The organism is Mesorhizobium sp. M0960 (genome assembly GCF_040319055.1).
Lineage (GTDB): Bacteria > Pseudomonadota > Alphaproteobacteria > Rhizobiales > Rhizobiaceae > Mesorhizobium.
Window position 1 is genome coordinate 644,161 of record NZ_JAMYNN010000001.1, and the last position, 19,256, is coordinate 663,416.

Consider the following 19,256-nt stretch of genomic DNA (forward strand, 5'->3'; position numbering starts at 1 on the left):
CGCGTCAAGCGCTGTGCTTACGTGGCGTTCTTGGCGGCGACGAGCGCGTCGATCTTGGCGCACAGGTTCTTCATGACGAAATAGTCGTCGGTCGACGCCTTGCCGTCATTGACCTCCTGCGTCCACTTTTCCAGCGGCACCTTGATGCCGAATTCCTTGTCTATGGCAAAGACGATGTCGAGGAAGTCGAGGCTGTCGATGCCGAGATCGTCGATGGTGTGGCTTTCGGGCGTGATCGTCTCGATGTCGATCTCGCTGGTGTCGGCGATAATCTTGGCGACTTTGTCGAACGTGGTGGACAAGGGCTTTTCCTTCGATTGCGGGCGGAATCTGTCCGCATGTGTTTTGGGCTGTCTAATCGGTTTTTCCGGGCAGGAAAAGGCCTGATGCGCCGGCGGCAACTGGGATTGCTGTTCTGGCAGAGCAATAGGGGTCGCTGGCAACTCCTCCCGGCGATATGCCGAAACCGTCCCATCTCTGGTCATTGCGTGTACCAATGTACCACGAAGATCTATGACCATAGAACGCGTGCAGACCGGGTGCGCCTGGAAAAACGATTGGTGAAGGTGCTCAAGGCCTTGGCTAAGCATGGCGACATGAGCATGGGTGGGCGGCTGGCGCACCGCATCCGCTATGTTCGCGTTACGCCGGATTCGCGTGTCGGATTGTCGAGGTGGCCTGCCGACCGACCACTAACGGAGGCACGGAGGCGTGGATTACCTATGCGTTCACTGCCTGAGCCCGGCAGGAGCATCGTATCTGTCCGAACTGACGGAGGACGCGTTCGCGGACATGATCGAGGGATGGAAGCTCCATGTCGACGCTTGGCTGGTAGCGGTGAAAATCTGACGCCGGGTAACTTGAACGAATTGCCACCAACGGTGGAATGTTACCTTCGTCTCGTAGATGGGAACGAGCAAGTAGCGGACAAAGCGGTCGCTCAGTGAGTTTTCCTTCGTTCTGTGCCTTGATGGGACAATTCTTCGCCGCTGATCGGAGCAACACCCGTGGTCATGCATTCCTTCCACATCCACATCCCGGATGAACAGATCGAGTACCTCCAGCGTCGTATCCAAGCGACAAGATGGCCGTCGTCGATCTTCGCATACGGATGGGAGGACGGTACTGACGTTGATTTCCTCAGAAAGCTTTCACGTTACTGGGAATACGATTTCAGGTGGCGCGATCACGAAAAACGTCTGAACCTGTTGCCTCAGTTTAGGGTCACGATAGACGGGTGCGACATCCATTTCGTTCACCAGAAAGGAAAGGGGTCATCGCCCTTGCCGTTGATCCTCACTCATGGCTGGCCCGGCTCCTTCGCCGAGTTCGAGCATGTCATTCCGCTGCTCACGGAACCTGCCAAATACGGCGGGGATGCCGATGACGCCTTCGATGTCGTCGCACCGTCGCTTCCGGGTTTCGGCTTCTCGTCCCCGCCGCGTCAAGCCGGCGTTAGCTCAAAGCATGTCGCGAAGCTGTGGCGGGGGCTGATGCGCGAACTGGGATATGATCGCTTCGCCGCACAAGGTGGCGACATCGGCGCCGGCGTCTCGACCTGGCTCGCTCAGCTTTACCCGGAGGACCTTATCGGATTGCACCTGAATTACATTCCGGGCAGTTTCCGCCCGACCCTCGGTCGCGGCGACCCACCTGTCACGCCGGAGGAGAAGGCATTCCTCGACAGTGCGGCGAATTTCGTCGCGACGGAGGGGGCCTACGCTTTTCTGCAGGGGACCAAGCCCCAGACGCTAGCCTTTGCACTGACAGATTCCCCAATCGGGCTAGCCGCATGGATTGCCGAGAAGTTCCGCAGTTGGAGCGACTGCGAAGGCGAACTCGAACGCGCCATCCCTCTAGACACGCTGCTTACCGACATCTCGCTCTACTGGTTCGGTAACACGATCGAGGCCTCGCTCCGGATTTACAAAGAGAACCGGCTCTGCCCCCTGATCTTCGGGCCAAGGGAGCGAATAACACCGCCCCTCGGCGTTGCAGTCTTCCCTCGAGAGCTCCCTATGCCACCTCGCTCCTGGGTCGAACGAGTCTTCCGTGTCGAGCGCTGGACCGACATGCCGAAAGGAGGACATTTCGCGGCGATTGAGCAACCCGAACTCCTGGTCGAGGACATCCGGGCCTTTTTTCGGCCGCTGAGGCTCCGGCCGGCAAAGTAGAGGACGAAAACCTCGCCCGTTGTCACGGCTCGGAAGGCCTAATGAGACGTACCATCGCATTCGCTTTCGTTGAAAGCGCTCGTTGGTCCTGACTAAGGGTCAATGTCGACCTTGGACTCGATCAAGACCTCATCGCGGGTCGGAACCGGTATTCCGCTTAAGGTACCAAACGCTAGATTTCACTACTAGCGAACGCTTCAACCGGCTCCGGCGCAGTCAGAAAGTGACGCGGCCGAGTACTCGCAGGCCGTCGCCCTGCGGCTCGACGACCACCGCCTCGCCTTCACGCGGCGAGATCCCGGTCAATTCCTGGATGTTTTCGAGATGCGTGACCATGACCAGATTGTCGGAGCCGGAATAGCCGCGGATCTCGGCAAGGATCGCGGCAATTTGGTCGGCCTTTTCCTTTTCGTCGGTCTTCAGCAGGTCAAGCGGTGCGAACGGCTCCGGCTCGCTTTCGAAAGCGATGCGGGCGGTCTCGAGGCAGCGGCAATAGCGGCTGGACAGCACGCGCTCGACCGGTGCGGCGCGGGCGCCAAACAGCGCGCCGATCTTGCGCGCCTGTTGCTTGCCGCGCTCAGAGAGATTGACCTGGGTCGCGCATTTGCCGAGGTCGAAATTGGCCGCATCGGTGGTGCCGGTGACCATGGCATGGCGAAGCAGGACCACATGCCCGCCGTCGCGGAGCAGCGCCCAGCCGGCTTCCGTCGCATGGGCTGTGGCGGAAACGGCAAGCAACAGCAGCGCCAGCACAAATCGAAGCATCAGACATCCTTTCGGGTGACCGGCAGGCAGGTCCCCGGTGACCGGCATATAGGGACGGCAAAGCCGGCTGAAAGACAAGCCGAGTGCAACCTGCGGCCGAGACGCCTATTTCTTCGCTATCTGCTTCTTCACCAGATCGATCTTGCGGTCGGTCAGCGGGATGGGGAGTGTGTAGCCGGCTTCGGTAAAGCCTTGCTTGGCGTTCTCGAAGAATTCGATCGCCTTTTGGTATTCGGCATTGCCGCCGCCATAGCTGCCGCGGTTCCAGTGGACGTCGCCGAGATTGTTCTGCTCGAAGGCCCATTGCATCGGCTGGCCTTCGCGGGTGAAGACCTTGAGCGTCGCCTCGAAGGCGGCTTCGGCGTCGTCCAGATATCTGCCGGTCCGTTCGAGATTGCCGAGATTGATCAGGCTCATGCCGATGCCGTTCTGCGCGTTTGCCCAATCGACGGGGGAGGTCTCGAAGGTCAGCACCTGTAGCGCCGCCCGGCGCGCGGCGATAGAAGCGGCCAGTTTGCCGGGATCGGCCTCGCTCATGCTCAGCCATTGCAGCGCCGAGCCGAGGCCGGCCTGCGCCAGCGCCCATTGCCGCGGCGTCGTCTCGCGCTTGTATTCGCGCAGTGCATCGCGATAGGCCTCGATCGCGTCTTCGTAGTGCACCGGCTTGTCGGTCACGCCGCCGAGCAGTTGCAGCGTGTTGCCGAGATTATAGTGGGTCATCGCCCAGTCGAGCGGAAAGCCCTTCTTGGTATAGACGCGCCGTGCCGCCCGGTATGCGGCGGCCGATTGCTCAAGCCTGGCAGCATCGCGGGTGCGCTGGCCGAGCGTCTGGTAGATCGAGCCGAGATTGTTCTCAGCGGAAGCCCAATCCATCGGAAAGCGCTGGCGGGTGAAGATGGTCAGCGCATCGCCGTAGGCGGCAGCCGCCTCTTCGAGCAGGCCGGTGCCGAGATCGAAACGAGCAGCACTGCTCAGCGCGTTGCCGAGATTAAGGCGGCTGGTCGCCCAGGAGACCGGAAAGGTGGCGCGGGTGCGGATCTTGAGCGCAGCGCGAAAGGCATCGGCCGCTTCGTCGATTTTCGCCTTGTCGTTGCGTTGCGTGCCGAGAGACACCAGCGTGTTGCCCAGATTGTTCTGAAGCATCGCCCACTGAACGGGTGCTTTTTCGCGCGTGTACTCTTCAAGCGCCAGCCGGTAGGCAGTCTCGGCCTCGGTCAGGCGCTCGCCATTCGGTTCCCGTTCCGAAAGCGCATAAAGCGCAAGGCCGAGATTGTTTTGCGAGGCGGCCCAGTCCAGCGGGACTTTGTCCCGCGGACGCTTCTCCAGCGTGGCGCGCATCGCCACCACCGCCTCGTTCAGGCGTTTCGGGTCGCTCTCGCGCTCGCCGATCTTAAGCAGCACATTGGCCAGGTTGTTCTGGGCGGCGGCCCAGTTGAGGTCGTCCTTCTCGCGCTCGAACACGACAAGCGAATCGCGAAAGATCTTCGCTGCCTCTTCCAGCCGGTCGGTTTCGCGCTCGCGCTCGCCGATCGTCTGCAGCACCACCGCCATGTTGTTGCGGGTGATCGCCCAGTCGCGGTTCTGCTCGCCATTGGGGATGAAATTCAGGATGACGCGGTAGGCGTCGATGGCGCGCTGCAGCGCTTGCCTGTCGCCGGTGGCATTGCCATGGGCATTCAGCGCTTCCGCCTCCTGGTTCTTGTAGTTCCAGCGCAGTCTGTCGTCCCATTTCTCGACCAGCGAGAAGGCCTTGCCGTAATCGTTGGCGGCCGACAGATAGTCGAAGACCAGCGCCGAAGCGTCGGCGCGCCTGGTATAAATCGCCGCGTCGGCAAGACGTTTTTGCCTGACCAATTCCTCCGCCTGGTCGACGGCGCCGCTGGCCTGCTCGACCCGGCCCACCGCTTGGTCGAGGAAGTTGCGCGCGGTGACGATGGCGCCCTGGCCTATGGCCTTGTCGGCCGAGGCGACGAGGCGGCTTATCTCGGGGTCGTCGGTGCGCAGCGCGTCGCGCTCGGAAATCATCTTCTTCAGGCGCTCGGCCTGGGCGTCGAGCAGCTTTTGCAGGTCGGTGGGGTCTTCCGGCATCTTTTCGGTGCCGAGCGCCTTCAGCACGCCATAAAGCGCGTCGAGCGGCACGCCGTCCTGCAGCGAGGCCAGTTCCACCTGTGCCCGCTTGGGGTCCGGCAACTCGGCAATCGTCAGCAGCAATTGCCGCCGCTCGCCGGTGATCAGCCCGTCGTCGCCGGTCGGTTCCTGCGGTGCTACGCCGAAATAGAGCAGCCGGCGCAGGCTTTCATTGACCCATGGCCGCTGCTTTGCCTTGGTGTCGAGATAGACCTCCTCGGTCACCATGCGCATGACCGAGCCGAACTCCGTGCCCTTCATCGCCGCGAGATGGCGCAGAAGTGCCGCTGCGTAGGGGCTGTTTTCGCCGACGATACCGTCGAGTGCCGGCCGCCCCGGCTCGGCGGCAAAGCCGATCACCGTTCCCAGATTTTCCGTCGCGGTCGCGTCCGCCAGTGCCTTGGCGCCGCGCACCGGCTCCAGTCCGCCGGCGCCGATCGGCGAGGCCGAGGCCGTGGGCGTCCGGCGCAGCACCGCGTCCGCCGGAAACGGGTTGGTGCGGCAGGCATCGAGCAGCATGATCGTTACCGGCACGGTCGTCTTCAATTCGTCCATGACGGCGGAGATCGGCACCAGGGCCTGATCGGCGTCCTTCAATGAAGAAACGTCGGCGTCGACCGGCACCAGATAGTTTTCGCCGCCGGCCTCGATGCCGTGGCCGGAATAGTAGATCAAGGCGACGTCGGCGTCCTCGGCATCCTCGGCGAAACGCTCGAGATCACGCTTCAGCTTTGCCGCGTCGCGGTCGGTGACGCTGCGCGCGTCGAAGCCGAGATCGGTCAGCAACTTGGCGATGTCGCGGGCGTCGTTGGCGGGGTTGGGAAGAGCCGTTATGTGCCGGTATTTCGACTGGCCGACGATCAGCGCCACGCCCTTGAGGCTTGCTGGCTCCGCGGCATGAGTCGAGGTCACCACGAGACAGAGCAGGGCGGCGACGAAAGCCGTCAGCCACGCCTGCTTGAAGAAGTGCTGATTTCCGACAAGGCCCATTCGCCGCGTGTCCCCCGACAACCCTGTATAGCGCTGCCATCCAACCATGAGCAAATTCGGGCAAGATCCGAGCGGCCGGATTGTTGGCTGGTACATTCGCGAGGGAAGGGCGATTGCGCCGCGATCAGGGCTCGCCTATCACGGCAAAAATGTCTCCGCTTACCGAAACCGTCCTCTTCGTCTTCAGTCTCGTCGGGCTCGGCTATCTTGCCGGGTTGACCGGCTATTTGAAGCCGGCGAGCGGCGAGGGCGTATCCGAATTCGCCATCAACGTGGCAATGCCGCTTTTGCTGTTCCAGACCATGATAAAGGCGGATTTCCACGGCGTGGCGCCGTGGTCGCTGTGGGGCGCCTATTTCGCAGCGGTGGCGCTTACCTGGGCTGCCGGCCATCTGGTCATTACGCGCATCTTCGGACGAGACGCACGCGCCGGCGTCGTCGGCGGCGTGTCGTCGTCCTATTCCAATGTCGTCCTGCTCGGTGCTCCCTTCATCATCGGCGTGTTCGGCCCGGCCGGGTTCGAAGTGCTGTCGCTGCTGGTTTCCATTCACCTGCCGGTGATGATGATGGCCTCGATCATCCTGTTCGAAATGTTCGGCCGCGGCGGCAGCGAGCCTGTGCATCCGCTCCGCGTCATCACGAGCTTTCTCAGGAGGGTATTCATCAACCCGCTGATCATCGGCATACTGGCCGGGCTCGCGTGGCGCTTCACCGGTACGCCGCTGCCAGCGCTTGCGACGCGGTTGAGCGACGCGCTGGCCGGCACGGCCGCCCCGGTGGCGCTGTTTGCCATGGGGCTAAGCCTGCGCCGTTTCGGTATTTCCGGCAATGTCCGCCCGGCGCTGGCGCTGTCGGCGCTGAAACTGTTCCTGATGCCAGCACTGGTTCTTTGCCTGGTCTGGCTGATCGGCCTGCCGCCATTGACCGCCAAAGTGGCGGTCATGGTTGCGGCGTTGCCGTCCGGCATCAATTCCTATCTCATTGCCGTGCAGTTCAACACCGGCCAGGCGCTGGCATCGAACCAGATGACCATCGCCACCGCCAGTGCGGTCGTGACCACTGCGTTTTGGCTGACAGTGGTCGTCCATATTTTTGGATAGGAGCCCGGCGGGATCGCTCTCGCTTTGGCTGGCCTAAACCCTATATGCCATCTTGTGATTGCTTGCGGGGCTTGCCCTGGGCTAAGAGCAGTGGCTCTAGCGATGCTATCGCGCACGTCCATTCACGAAATCAGCGACCGGCCCGCCAGGTGCCGAACGGAGGCGAGATCATGCTTCAGAAAACCAGCCATTTCATGCGGCAGGCCAATCTCATCAATGGCGAATGGGTGCAGGCCGATTCAGGCCAGACGGTCGACGTCAACAACCCTGCCACCGGCCTCAAGATCGGCACCGTGCCGAAGTCGGGCAAGGCCGAGACCCGCCGCGCCATCGAGGCCGCCGACGCTGCCTTCAAGACATGGCGCAAGACCACCGCGCTCGAACGCTCGAAGCTGTTGCGCAAGCTGCACGACGCGATGATGGACAATCAGGACGTGCTGGCCGAACTGCTGACCATCGAGCAGGGCAAGTCGCTGTTCGAATCGAAGGGCGAGATCGGCTCGGCCGCGTCCTACATATTGTGGTTCGCCGAAGAGGGCCGCCGCACCTATGGCGACGTCGTTCCGTCACCCTGGGCGGACCGCCGCATCCTGGTGACCAAGGAGTCGGTCGGCGTCATCGCCGCCATCACGCCATGGAATTTTCCATCCTCGATGCTGGCCCGCAAGCTCGGCCCGGCGCTTGCCGCCGGCTGCACGGCCGTGGTCAAGCCGGCGTCGCAGACGCCTTATTCCGGGCTTGCCTGGGGCGCGCTTGCCGAAGAAGTCGGCTTCCCCAAAGGCGTGATCAACATCCTGACCGGCGCCGCCGGCGAGATCGGCGACGAGATCTGTGCCAATCCGCTGGTCAAGAAGATCACCTTCACCGGCTCGACCGAGGTCGGCAAGATCCTGATCCAGAAGTCGTCGGTGACCGTCAAGAAAGTGTCGATGGAGCTCGGCGGCAATGCGCCGTTCATCGTTTTCGACGACGCCGATCTCGATCGGGCCGTCGCTGGCGCCATCACCGCCAAATACCGCAATTCCGGCCAGACCTGCGTCTGCACCAACCGCTTCCTGGTGCAGGCCGGCATCTATGACCGGTTCGTCGAAAAGCTGGCTACTGCGAGCAACGGGCTGAAGGTCGGTTCCGGCCTCGAAGACGGTGTCCAGCAGGGACCGCTGATCGATGAGAAGGCGGTGGAGAAGGTCGAGGAGCTGATTGCCGACGCTACTGCCAAAGGCGGCAAGATCGTCGCCGGCGGCAAGCGCCACGCGCTCGGCGGCTCGTTCTTCCAGCCGACGGTGATCGCCAATGCCACGCCGAAGATGCGCTTCATGAAGGAAGAAATCTTTGGCCCGGTGGCGCCGGTGTTCAAGTTCGAGACCGAGGAAGAGGCCGTAGGACTCGCCAACGATACCGAGTTCGGGCTGGCCGCCTATTTCTACACCGGCGATCTCGGCCGCGCCTTCCGGGTCATGGAAGGGTTGAAATACGGCATGGTCGGGGTCAATGAAGGGCTCATCACCACGCCTGAGGCGCCGTTCGGCGGCGTCAAGGAATCGGGCCTCGGCAAGGAAGGCGGCCATCAGGGCATCGAGGATTATCTCGACACCAAATATGTCTGCATCGGCGGACTTGGTCTCTAGAAGCCTCATACGGTAATACCGAAAACGATCCTGGGCCGCTTCGGAAAGGCCAGGCTGGCGTCGATCGAGCAACGAACTTGCGAGCATGGCGATGAAGGACGGCGAGGTTTTCGGCACGACGCAGGCGGGCGAGGAAGTCCGCCGTTTCACCATCCGTGGCGGCGGCCTTACCGCCAACATTATCGGCCTGGGCGCGATCATCCAGGATCTGCACCTGGCCGGGCACGAGGCGCCATTGGTGCTCGGGTATGATCGTTTCCAGTACTATGAGACGGATAAGGCCTTCTTCGGCACTGTCGTCGGGCGCTACGCCAACCGTATCCGCGACGGCCGCTTTACGCTTGCCGGCAAACGCTACCAGACCGAGCGCAATTTCCTCGAAAAGCATACGCTGCATGGCGGTTCGCAAGGTTTTTCGCGACGAGCCTGGGCGGTTTCGCTGCATGGCAGGGATTTTGTCACGCTGACCCTGCATGACCCCGACGGCACGATGGGCTTTCCCGGCGCGCTCGACGTGACCTGCACCTACCGGCTGAAGATCCCCGGCACGCTCAGCATCGAACTGACCGCCACCTGCGAGGAGCCGACGCTCTGCAACCTCACCCAGCATTCCTATTTCAACCTGGATGACGGCGGCGCCGGCGACATTCTCGACCACCGGCTGATACTGAATGCCGGCGCCTATATTCCTGTCGACGCCGATTTGATTCCGACAGGCACGGTCAAGCCGGTCGACGGCACACCTTTCGACTTTCGCCAGGCGCGGCCGCTGCGCATGGAGACCGAGGGCGAACAGCTCCCCTACGACCAGAATTTCTGCCTTGCCTCGACGCGCGGGCCGCTGAAGCAGGCATCATGGGCGCAAGGCGCGAATTCCGGCGTCGAGATGGAGCTCTGGACCACCGAGCCGGGCGTCCAGCTCTATACCGGCCAGTATCTGGCGCCGTCTTCGCCTGGTTTGGGCGGCCGCCAGTACAAGCCTTTTTCAGGCTTCTGCCTGGAACCGCAAATCTGGCCGGATGCGCCCAACCGGCCGTATTTCCCGCAAGCCACGCTGTGGCCGGGCCAGATCTACCATCACGTGACGGAATACCGGTTTAGGCTGCCTTAGGGCATGACCCCCGGAAACCGGCATGGTTTTGCTGCGCTGACCTCCGGTTCGGAAAGGATCATGCAAATTCAAAGTGTTATAGCGTCCTTTGCGCGTCCAATGACGCGCGGCGCTCTGGAGTCAAAACGCAATCACTCTGAACGACCGACTTCGAACCCTCTCGGACCTTTGACGCCGAGAGCCCTGACGACGCAAGTTGACCCTGAGCTGCCCTTCGTCAGCCCATTTCACTGCGCGATAGCCGACATTCGCGGCACTCGGCACTGACCCCTTGCTGACCTTCTCCAAGACGAGCCCCAAGCGCAAGTCGTGGCCCCAGTGGGGACAATCGACAGGCGCGATCACCCTATGTAGCTGCTTGGCGATCGAGCCTCGAAGTCAACCTGATAGACTTTTGAAATGGGCGGCATAAAATTCGCTTTTCTGCTTTCAATGAAAGCAACGCGAAATGGCCGAAGAACGCGCCCAACGCCGCCTTGCCGCCATATTGGCTGCCGGTGGGCTACAGTCGACTTCTGGACCTGGACGAGCAAGGAACGTTGGCCGCTTTAAGGAGGACGAGGAAGGAAATCCTCGAACCACTCGTCCGCGACCGTCATGGCCGTATTGTGAAAGTGATGGGTGATGGCGTTCTGGTCGAGTTCGGAAGCGCGGTGAACGCCGTGTCATGCGCCGTGGACCTTCAGAAGCGGATGGCGGCCGCAAACGAGGGTGTGACCGCCGACCGGAGAATCTACCTGCATATCGGCATCAATCTGGGCGATGTCGTTGTCGAGGACGGCGATCTGTTCGGCGACGGCGTCATTGTCGCAGTGCGGCTCCAGGCAATGGCCGGGGCAGGAGATGTCTGTGTGTCCGGCAGCGTCTACGACCAAGTCAAGCGGAAGCTCGATTGCGGCTTCGACGAACTTGGTCCGCAAGCGATCAAGAACGTCACCGAACCAGTGTCTGTCTACCGGATCCGGCTGTCGACCGCATCGGACGATGGCGGGCTCGCGGAGAAAGCGCCTCTGCAGCTCCCCGCCAAGCCCTCCATTGCCGTCCTGCCCTTTACGAACATGAGCAATGATCCGGAGCAGGAGGCATTTGTCGATGGCCTCACCGAAGACTTGATCACGGATCTGTCGAGGACAAGCGAGTTGTTCGTCATCGCCAGCAACTCGGCATTTGCATACAAAGGCAGGCACGTGGATGTGCGTCGCATCGCGCGAGAACTGGGAGTTCGCCATCTTCTTGAAGGTAGTGCACGGCGGGCCGCTGGACGGGTGCGTATCAACGCCCAACTGATCGACGCGATCGCGGGTGACCACCTTTGGGCCGAAAGATTCGACCGGAGCCTAGAAGATATCTTCGCCGTTCAGGACGAGGTGACCGGCAAGATTGTCGAGGCTCTGGTTGGCCGCCTGACCACCGCGCCGGCGCGCAACAGACCGAGCAACCTGGAGGCCTATGATCTCTGTGTGCGTGCCCGGGCCCTTGGCCTGCAAACGGCGCTCACCGCGAAAGAGGCCATTTTGCTGCTGAACCGGGCAATCGCGCTCGACCCGGAATACGCGGAGGCGCACCGTTGGCTGGCACTCAACCTCTGGCTGGGCTGGGAGTTCTGGGACGAACCGATGGACCCCAACCGCGCAAGAGCGCTCGCCGAAGCACAGCTGGCGGTCGAACTCGACCCGAACGACGCCGGGAACAGATGGGTATTGGGCGTCATACTGGGACATGAGAGTCGCTGGGTGGAATCGGATGCCGAATTCGATGCTGCCCACGAGCTGGACCCCAACCACGCCGACGCTTGGGCGATGCGGGCCGAGTTGACGACTGAAAAGGGGCGACCTGCCGAAGCCATAGAGCAGGTCCGCAGGGCACTGCGACTCAACCCTCACCCGCCCGGTTGGTATTACTGGATGTTGGGCCAGGCCCAATATGCCATGGGCGACTACGAATCCGCGATCCAAACGCTGCGCAGGCCCGAAACCTATCGCACGACTTCACGACGCCTGCTTGCAGCAAGCCTTGCGCAACTTGGCCGTTTGGAGGAAGCGCGCTGGGAGGCGAAAATGTTCATGATAAGCAATCCGCACTTCACTATCCGGCACTGGTCGGATTCGCAGCCATTCCCAGCCGAAGACGTGCGCCGGCATATCGTGGAAGGTTATCGCATGGCGGGGCTGCCAGAATGACTGTCATTGGTTATACCTTCGGCCTGCTGTCGACAGGCGTCCCAAGGCTGCCGCAGCAGCGAACATTTTGGTCTTCTGACGGAACGAAATTCGCCATATCGTGCGTTTGTTTCGCCTCATGGTGTGCTTGAACATGGCCAGTGAAGACTTTCGGCACCGGATAGCGCGACGCGAGGACCTCGCCTCCATGATTGCGCTCATGGATGCAGCGATCTCCGAACTCCAGAAACCGTTTCTCGACGATGACCAGATCCGATCCAGCCGCGCAATCATGGGGCTGGACACGCAGCTTGTCGATGATGGCACCTATTTCGTCGTGGAGCACGCCGGCGTCCTGGCAGGCTGCGGTGGCTGGAGCCGGCGCACGACCATGTATGGTGGTGATCAGTCACCGGGACGCAACGCGGCACTGCTTGATCCAGCCACGGACGCGGCGCGTATCAGAGCCATGTATACGCATCCGGACTTTGTCCGGCGAGGCGTCGGCCGCCTTATCCTTTCGCTGTGTGAACGTGCCGCTAAGGCTGAGGGCTTCCGCCGTGCCGATCTGGCAGCCACGATGGCAGGAGAGCCGCTCTATCGAGCCTGCGGCTACCAACCCGCCGAGAAATTCGTCGATGACCGTGGCGGCGCTCCGGTTCCGATCCTGATGATGAGCAAGACGCTCTGAGCTACGCTCAAAGGCCACTCGCTCGCGGCCGGCACTCGCTCCGGCCAGTATGGCAGGAGGAGGATGCTGGAGATTGAACCAGGCCATCTCGAACGAAACAGTACTTCGCCTGTACTTCCGCTCCATGGTCGAGTCGCGACCGACGTGGGGGTTTTCGGGAACGTCTCGAGATGGCGCATGTGGTCGGGTGGCGCGTTGAGTTTAACCGGATCAAACGACCATCCGCTTCGGGTCCGCATCAGGTCGTAGCGAGAACGAGCGCAATGCTGAAGCGCCATGATTGTCAGCAAATGGCGCTCTGTGCTCATTCCCGCCGACTAATTCAAACGGCAAGTTCCGCCCATCTGGGCCATTGGCGGCAGCCAGTCTGATTGAGTTTTGACCCTAATCCTCAAACGCCGCCCTCAGCGTTTCGAACGTCGCAAACACGCCCAATGCAGCGCCCTCGGGATTCTTGGTCGGTGGCAGAGCTTCAGCTATCCGGCGCACCAAGGTCGTCTCAGAACCGGCTGGAGCGTTCTTTCGGCTGAGGCGACTTCAAGCCGTGACAGGAGCATTCCGGATCAGCGGGAAGTCGCGCGGCGGTCTCCAGCGCGACCCGCGAGGCTGTCATGGAGAGACTGGGCAGCACGTCCTCCTGCAGCAATTTCTGGCGATTGCGATCCATATAGTCGTTGAAGCCCGCCGTCACGAATGCGCAAGGCACGAAACACGCGCCGATCTCGCGCGACAAGGTCGCCTCAGGGGCGATGGAATGGTTGAGGACATCCGCACCCATGCCCCGATACGCCAAGGCTTCGGCTGGCGTTGTCAGTCGGGGCCCATAACAATGGGCAGCCACCAACTGCTGTTCGATGCCGTAAACGCGGCATTCGGCTGGCCAATGACGGCGGGCCGTTTCGACCAGAACCGCCGCACATCTTGGACACACGATTTGCTTGCCCGAACAGTCAAAGCTCTGGCGGTCAGGAAGCAGTGAAAACGGGGTCTGCGTCAGTTCAATGATGTCGGCGGTCACCACCATGTCGCCCGGCTGGATCGCCTTGTTGACGGCGCCTACAGTCGAGCAGGCGAGAACTTGCCGTACACCCGCCCGCATCAATACCCAGAACGCGCGGCGATGGCAGGAATGGTCGATACGGTCGCGGGGATTGCCGTGCGAATACATGCACAACGCACGTTTTGCTCTCCCTTCGGCTGTGATGGACGCATCGAACTCGAGCAGCTTCCAGTTGTCGGTACGACCGAAAGGCGTTTCAAAACTCATGTCGCGCCGCAACGTGCGCACACCATCGAATTCGACATCTTCCGGGAAGGCAAGCCCCCAGTTTGCCGACCCGGTGATGATGGCCAACCCTACCTGAGGGATGTCCGTCGAATGATCCGTCAGATCGTCGGCTGCATGGTGATTGGTGGGCATGTTTCCAGTCTCGGTCAGGATTTTTGGCGAAGGGTCACAATCAGGACCACGGCCACGACGATGACGGTCCACAATGTCGAGATCGCCGCAATGGTCGGATCGATCTGATCGCGCAGCGACAGGAACATAAGCTTCGGCATCGTGCTGTTGCGACCGCTTGCGATGAAGATCGAAATCACAGACTCGTCGAGCGAAGTCAGGAACGCCATCAATGTCGCCGACAGCAAGCTGATCCGAAGTTGCGGAACGATTATTCCGCCAATGGCTCTGGCCCAGTTTGCACCGAGGCTGCGCGCCGCCTGGACCTGGTTCCAGTCAAAACGGGCGAGAGCCGGCAGCAACACAATGCAGGCGACCGGAACGGCCAGCACCACATGTCCGACCAGCACACCGAATAGCGTTCCGATCAGATGTTGTGCAGCCAAGACAAAGAAGAGACCGATCGCAAGCAGGATACCCGGGGTGATCGAGGGGGTTAGCAGGACGCTCTGGATGATCGCAGCGGTTTTTCCGCCCAGCCGATTCATTGAAATGCAGGCGAGCAGCGCAAACGGCACCGCGATCAACGCCGTCAATGTCCCAAGGATCAAACTCGTTCTGAGCGCAGCCATCCACGTTGCCGAGCCGAAGAAGTTCTCATACCAACGCAACGAGTAGGCGTGCGGCGGAAACTCGAGGAGATTCGACGCCGAAAAGGAAAGCGGCACCACCACGAGCGTTGGCAGCATCAGAAATGCCATGACAAGAGCGGCAAAGCTCCAGAGCAAAATGCGGGCGAGCCTGTTTTGCGGATAGGCTTCAAGCATGGGGGGCTTCCACTGTGTTCTGGGCCACCAGGCGGCGTGCCGCCAGCAACATCACACCGATCAGCGCCATAAGAACGAGGAGCAGAATGCCCAGGACGCTCGCCGACCCCCAGTCCTGAAAGGTCGAGAGTGTACGCTCGATCCGGGTAGAGAGAGGATTTACCTTGCCGCCGCCAAGCACCGCCGGCGTGATGAAAAAACCTATGGCGTAGATGAGGACGATGATCGAACCCGAGAAGATGCCGCCCGCCGATAGCGGCAAAATGACCGTGCGGATGACCTGCCTGAGAGTGGCTCCCATGCTCGCCGCCGCGCGAATGAGATTTGGGTCGATATCGCGCATCGCAGCATAAACCGGCAGCAGAAAGAGCGGCAGCATGTAGTGCACCATGCCGATGAGCGTTCCGGTGAAGTTGTAGACCAGCGGCAATGGCTCCGCCGTCAGGCCTGAACCGGTCAAAGCCGCGTTGATCAGGCCATCGCGCCGCAAGAGCACGAGCCAACCATAGGTACGCACCAGAATGGAGGTCCACAGCGGCAGCATGACGAACGCCATCAGCACGTTGGCCACCCTTGGTCTGACGCTGGCCAGAGCCAGCGCCAGGGGGGTGCCGAGAAGAATGCAGGCCGCCAGCGTACCCAGGGACAGTTCGAGGGTCGTGACGAGCGCCGACCATGTCAGTCCGCTTGAAAGGACCTTCTGGTAATTGCCCACGGTGTACTCACCCGCGGTGGTCAGGAAGGACTGCCGGATGATCCAAAGGATGGGCAGTATCGCCGCCAGCCCAACGATGAACAGCGCCGGGAGCGAAAGTGAAAGAAAAAACCGCCGCTCGCGCCGTGCATCCGCAGCGAGCGCCGGATCCCGGACGACGGTCACGCCGTCGCTCCCGGTATGGCGTGAACCTTCGCTGCTGGTGCATATGCGGTCATCCGCTGACCGGCGGCAAGCTCGGCGCAGCCGCCGGCCAGCGCTGCCGGAATGCAGACAAGAACCTCTTGCCCACCGTCAAGCGCCAGCGTCAAAAGCCAGTTTTCGCCGCGGAACGCTTTGGCGCGCAGTATTCCTTCGAGAGCCACTCCGTTTCCCCCGACGAGCTTCGCATCAAGATGGAAGCTTTCGGCGCGGATCATCAGAGTTTCGCGTGATGGTTCGGCGCCGTCGATTCTGCGTGCTGAGCCTGGCGCCACAATGTTAGCCTCGCCCATGAACTCCGCGACGAAGCGGGTCGATGGACGATCATAAATTCGCTGCGGCGTATCTATCTGCTGGATGCGGCCAGAGTTCATCACCGCAATCCGGTCAGACATAATCAGCGCTTCGCGCTGGTCATGGGTCACATAGATTGTGGTGATCCTTAGATGATCATGCAGGCGCCGGATCTCATACTGCATGGTCTCGCGCAGATTCTTGTCGAGCGCCGACAGCGGCTCGTCCATCAACATCACGCGCGGTTCGAAGACGATAGCCCGCGCCAATGCCACCCGTTGACGTTGGCCGCCGGATAGTGCGGCAACATTGCGCTCCGCCAGGCCATCCAGCTTCACGCGGGCCAAGGTATCAAGCGCCCGCTGACGCGCCTCCGCTCTCGGTATCTTGCGCAGCACCAGCGGATACGCGACGTTCGCCAGGACATTCATGTGGGGAAACAGGGCGTAATTCTGGAATACTATGCCAATGTCTCGTTTGTTGGGCGGCAGGCGGGTGATGTCTCGATCGCCCAAGAGAAGTTTACCGGAATCCGGCCGGACAAAACCGGCCAGAGCCATGAGTAACGTGGTCTTGCCCGATCCCGATGGCCCTAGCAGCGTGAGGAATTCGCCAGCCTGAATGTCGAGCGAAACATCATCCAGTGCGACGTAGGATCCATAAGCCTTGTGCACGCTTTCGATGGTGATCGCGAGCGACTTCATCATGTGCTCCAGCCTTAAGGCGCGTCGCCTTCGACCGGCCTCACGCGACACGCTTTAGGTTCTTGTTTTCATGCATGTTGTTGTCGCAAAACCGCTGCACACTTTTGCGCGATATGCATTAGAGCTGAGAGTCAGCGGGCCATCATTTCATCGAAGGCTCTTTGGGCAGCCTCGCCATTCTTGACCCACCATTCTGAATTCGAAAACACCGACGTGCCAGCATTTTCAGGCGCGGTCGCAAGGGTCTTCAGACGGTCCTCGGGAATAAGGCCACCCTCATATGCCGCAGGATTGACTGGGCCATAGGCAATGAAATCGGTCAGCTTCGCAACTCGCGCAGGCTGCGTCATCGCTGCGATGAGCTTCATCGCGGCTTCCTTGTTCGGCGCTCCCTTCGGCACCCCAAGGCAGTCCGTGCCGATGACCGAACCCTTGAACGTGTAGTCAGCCGCGCCGCCATCTGCTTTCACGGTTTGAGCCCGTCCGTTCCAGGTAATGACCAAATCCGCCTCACCATCTTTCAGCAACTGCGCCGACTGAGCTCCCGAGGTCCACCACACGGCGACATTTGGTTTGATCGCTTCAAGCCGGTTGATGGCGCGCTCTAGCCCTTCCGGCGTGCTGAGCACGGAATAGACGTCCGCGGGTGCCACGCCATCGGAGAGAAGCGCGATCTCGATCGAGTCTTGCGCATTGGCGCGCAACGCGCGCCGGCCAGAAAATTTGGCAACATCCCAGAATTCCGCCCACGTCTTCGGCGGGTTCTGGCCATAGGTCTTGGTGTTCCACGACATGACGGTGCCGTAGGAGTCGAACGGATAGCAGTAGTCGGACTTCGCACCCTCCGGCACGGATTTCGGATCGATGATCTTGTAGTCGAGTGGCTCAAGCAGCGATTGTGCGGCCGCCTGGGCACCTTCCGGTGAGCCCAGGTGAATGACGTCGGTCGTGACCGCACCCGATGTGACCTGCATCTTCAAGGCGGCTAGGCCGTCGCTTAGGGTCTCCTCGCGGACATCATAGCCGAGCTCTTTTGCAGCAGGCCCCCACATGGCTTCCTTCATGGCGTTGCCATAATCGCCACCTGCGGTCGTGATGGTGACTGTTTGCGCATGGACGGGCAAGGCAGCCGAGATTGCGAATGCTGTTAAGGAAATGCGTAGCCAGGACATAGGTTCTCCTCCCCAACTTTATCCAAATGTCGCTCAAAAGTGCCATTATTTTGTAATCGTAACGTTACGATTGCATCTGAATGCGCTGGAGTCAAGCTGCTTCCTGCGGGAGTTTGGATTGACCGGGATGTCGAATCCGGTAACGTTGGCGGTCAGCAAAATCAGCCGGCGCTTTCGCAAACGAAGTCGGGCGAACAATGGCCAATCTAAAGCAGATCGCGGCGGAACTTTCCCTCTCGGTGACCACGGTATCCCGCGCTCTGAAGGATGGGCCGGAAGTGCAGCCCTCGACCATAGCCCGCGTCAAGGAGGCGGCTAAGCGGGTCGGCTATTTACCAAATCATCATGGTCGCGCGCTCAAAACCGGTCGAACGCAGACGCTGACGGCAGTACTCCCGATGGAGACACGAGATCATCTGTCCGATCTGTTGAAGCTTCCTTTAATCGAAGGCATGACGTTGGCGGCGCGGCAAGCCGGTTATAGTCTGTCCATCTATTCCACCACTCCCGACGACGATCCCGTCGAGAGTGTGGAGCGGCAACTCCAGGCGCGCAGCGCAGACGGCCTGATCATCACACGCCTGGTGTCGGCTGATCCGCGCGTCAAGCTGCTGCTGGATAAACGCATGCCATTCGTCGCGTTTGGAAGAACCGACCTGGATATCGCGTATCCTTATGTCGATGTCGACAATGAACAGATTGCCTACGAGGCGACCCGGCGGCTCATGGATAAGGGCTGTCGACGCATTGCGCTGCAACTTCTCGTTCCGGAGGACCAAGCGAGTGCCATGCGTCTTTCCGGGTATGGAAGGGCAATGGCCGAGGCCGGTATTCCGATCGACCAATCGCTGATCGGTCATGGCATGTTCACCATGGAATCGAGCGCAGGCTGGTTCGATCGCTTGCTGGCGTCATCAGATCCGCCGACGGGCTTGGCGTGCGCCAACGAACTGGGCCTTCTGGGAGCGTTGCACGCCCTCGGCAAGCGGGGTCTTACACCAGGCCGCGACGTCCACATCGTCACCCGTGACAGCACGCGGCTGGCACGTTTCCTGCCGGCAAAGATCGGAGTTCATTCCGTGGATATGGCGAGTGTTGGACGCAAACTTATCGAAGTCCTGGAGAGCCGGATCATCAATCCGCTTGGACCGGTGGAGACTGTCTTGGTGCAAGGCAGATTCGAGCCGGCCGAATAGTCC

At 61.0% G+C, this 19,256-nt stretch carries 15 protein-coding genes; 7 read left to right on the forward strand and 8 right to left on the reverse strand.

The genetic code is table 11. The annotated features are described in order from the left end of the window. Positions 1-17: 17 nt before the first annotated feature. Positions 18-302, reverse strand: a complete 285-nt coding sequence (locus tag NKH63_RS03240; RefSeq protein WP_023719977.1) for an acyl carrier protein — start codon at positions 300-302, stop codon at positions 18-20. Positions 303-1,013: 711 nt separating this feature from the next. Between NKH63_RS03240 and NKH63_RS03245 the strand changes: the two genes are divergently transcribed. Next, positions 1,014-2,174, forward strand: coding sequence for an alpha/beta fold hydrolase (locus NKH63_RS03245; RefSeq protein WP_036245003.1), 1,161 nt, complete (start codon positions 1,014-1,016; stop codon positions 2,172-2,174). Positions 2,175-2,390: 216 nt separating this feature from the next. On the opposite strand, the gene NKH63_RS03250 is transcribed toward NKH63_RS03245, so the two are convergent. Next, on the reverse strand, positions 2,391-2,939 hold the full coding sequence (locus NKH63_RS03250) for a histidine phosphatase family protein (RefSeq protein WP_352495969.1): 549 nt from the start codon (positions 2,937-2,939) through the stop codon (positions 2,391-2,393). Between the two features lie 105 nt (positions 2,940-3,044). After that, positions 3,045-6,056, reverse strand: a complete 3,012-nt coding sequence (locus tag NKH63_RS03255) for a caspase family protein (RefSeq protein WP_023719980.1) — start codon at positions 6,054-6,056, stop codon at positions 3,045-3,047. Positions 6,057-6,205: 149 nt separating this feature from the next. Here NKH63_RS03255 and NKH63_RS03260 point away from each other — a divergent pair, with 149 nt between their 5' ends. The 5 genes from NKH63_RS03260 (at position 6,206) to NKH63_RS03280 (ending at position 12,745) form a co-directional block, all read left to right on the forward strand. After that, the gene (locus NKH63_RS03260; protein WP_352495988.1) at positions 6,206-7,156 is read left to right on the forward strand and encodes an AEC family transporter; all 951 of its coding nucleotides are present in this window, start codon (positions 6,206-6,208) and stop codon (positions 7,154-7,156) included. A 170-nt stretch (positions 7,157-7,326) separates the two neighbouring features. Next, complete coding sequence (locus tag NKH63_RS03265) at positions 7,327-8,784, forward strand: NAD-dependent succinate-semialdehyde dehydrogenase (protein WP_352640456.1); 1,458 nt, start codon at positions 7,327-7,329, stop codon at positions 8,782-8,784. Between the two features lie 85 nt (positions 8,785-8,869). Then, entirely contained in the window at positions 8,870-9,895 is a 1,026-nt protein-coding gene (locus NKH63_RS03270; RefSeq protein ID WP_352917633.1) for an aldose epimerase family protein, read from the forward strand. A 539-nt stretch (positions 9,896-10,434) separates the two neighbouring features. Beyond that, positions 10,435-12,075: an adenylate/guanylate cyclase domain-containing protein gene (locus NKH63_RS03275; protein WP_352917634.1), complete on the forward strand. Its 1,641-nt coding sequence runs from the start codon at positions 10,435-10,437 to the stop codon at positions 12,073-12,075. A gap of 199 nt (positions 12,076-12,274) precedes the next feature. Beyond that, a complete protein-coding gene (locus NKH63_RS03280; protein WP_352894252.1) occupies positions 12,275-12,745 on the forward strand; it encodes a GNAT family N-acetyltransferase in 471 nt (156 codons plus the stop codon). Positions 12,746-13,244: 499 nt separating this feature from the next. On the opposite strand, the gene NKH63_RS03285 is transcribed toward NKH63_RS03280, so the two are convergent. The 5 genes from NKH63_RS03285 to NKH63_RS03305 form a co-directional block, all read right to left on the reverse strand. Continuing rightward, on the reverse strand, positions 13,245-14,165 hold the full coding sequence (locus NKH63_RS03285) for a phosphorylase family protein (protein WP_023719986.1): 921 nt from the start codon (positions 14,163-14,165) through the stop codon (positions 13,245-13,247). Positions 14,166-14,179: 14 nt separating this feature from the next. Then, a complete protein-coding gene (locus NKH63_RS03290) occupies positions 14,180-14,971 on the reverse strand; it encodes an ABC transporter permease (RefSeq protein ID WP_023719987.1) in 792 nt (263 codons plus the stop codon). After that, a complete protein-coding gene (locus tag NKH63_RS03295) occupies positions 14,964-15,851 on the reverse strand; it encodes an ABC transporter permease (protein WP_023719988.1) in 888 nt (295 codons plus the stop codon). The genes NKH63_RS03290 and NKH63_RS03295 overlap by 8 nt, the downstream gene beginning before the upstream one ends. Then, positions 15,848-16,885: an ABC transporter ATP-binding protein gene (locus NKH63_RS03300; protein ID WP_023719989.1), complete on the reverse strand. Its 1,038-nt coding sequence runs from the start codon at positions 16,883-16,885 to the stop codon at positions 15,848-15,850. The genes NKH63_RS03295 and NKH63_RS03300 overlap by 4 nt, the downstream gene beginning before the upstream one ends. Positions 16,886-17,016: 131 nt before the next feature. After that, complete coding sequence (locus NKH63_RS03305; protein WP_023719990.1) at positions 17,017-18,057, reverse strand: ABC transporter substrate-binding protein; 1,041 nt, start codon at positions 18,055-18,057, stop codon at positions 17,017-17,019. Between the two features lie 197 nt (positions 18,058-18,254). Between NKH63_RS03305 and NKH63_RS03310 the strand changes: the two genes are divergently transcribed. Continuing rightward, entirely contained in the window at positions 18,255-19,253 is a 999-nt protein-coding gene (locus tag NKH63_RS03310; RefSeq protein WP_352484204.1) for a LacI family DNA-binding transcriptional regulator, read from the forward strand. Positions 19,254-19,256 lie beyond the last annotated feature (3 nt).

Excerpts from the sequence above, each read along its gene's own strand:
- NKH63_RS03245 (WP_036245003.1), top strand. The coding sequence starts at position 1,014 with ATGCATTCCTTCCACATCCACATCCCGGATGAACAGATCGAGTACCTC.
- NKH63_RS03250 (WP_352495969.1), bottom strand. The coding sequence starts at position 2,939 with ATGCTTCGATTTGTGCTGGCGCTGCTGTTGCTTGCCGTTTCCGCCACA.
- NKH63_RS03255 (WP_023719980.1), bottom strand. The coding sequence starts at position 6,056 with ATGGGCCTTGTCGGAAATCAGCACTTCTTCAAGCAGGCGTGGCTGACG.
- NKH63_RS03260 (WP_352495988.1), top strand. The coding sequence starts at position 6,206 with ATGTCTCCGCTTACCGAAACCGTCCTCTTCGTCTTCAGTCTCGTCGGG.
- NKH63_RS03265 (WP_352640456.1), top strand. The coding sequence starts at position 7,327 with ATGCTTCAGAAAACCAGCCATTTCATGCGGCAGGCCAATCTCATCAAT.
- NKH63_RS03270 (WP_352917633.1), top strand. The coding sequence starts at position 8,870 with ATGGCGATGAAGGACGGCGAGGTTTTCGGCACGACGCAGGCGGGCGAG.
- NKH63_RS03280 (WP_352894252.1), top strand. The coding sequence starts at position 12,275 with ATGGATGCAGCGATCTCCGAACTCCAGAAACCGTTTCTCGACGATGAC.
- NKH63_RS03285 (WP_023719986.1), bottom strand. The coding sequence starts at position 14,165 with ATGCCCACCAATCACCATGCAGCCGACGATCTGACGGATCATTCGACG.
- NKH63_RS03290 (WP_023719987.1), bottom strand. The coding sequence starts at position 14,971 with ATGCTTGAAGCCTATCCGCAAAACAGGCTCGCCCGCATTTTGCTCTGG.
- NKH63_RS03300 (WP_023719989.1), bottom strand. The coding sequence starts at position 16,885 with ATGAAGTCGCTCGCGATCACCATCGAAAGCGTGCACAAGGCTTATGGA.
- NKH63_RS03305 (WP_023719990.1), bottom strand. The coding sequence starts at position 18,057 with ATGTCCTGGCTACGCATTTCCTTAACAGCATTCGCAATCTCGGCTGCC.
- NKH63_RS03310 (WP_352484204.1), top strand. The coding sequence starts at position 18,255 with ATGGCCAATCTAAAGCAGATCGCGGCGGAACTTTCCCTCTCGGTGACC.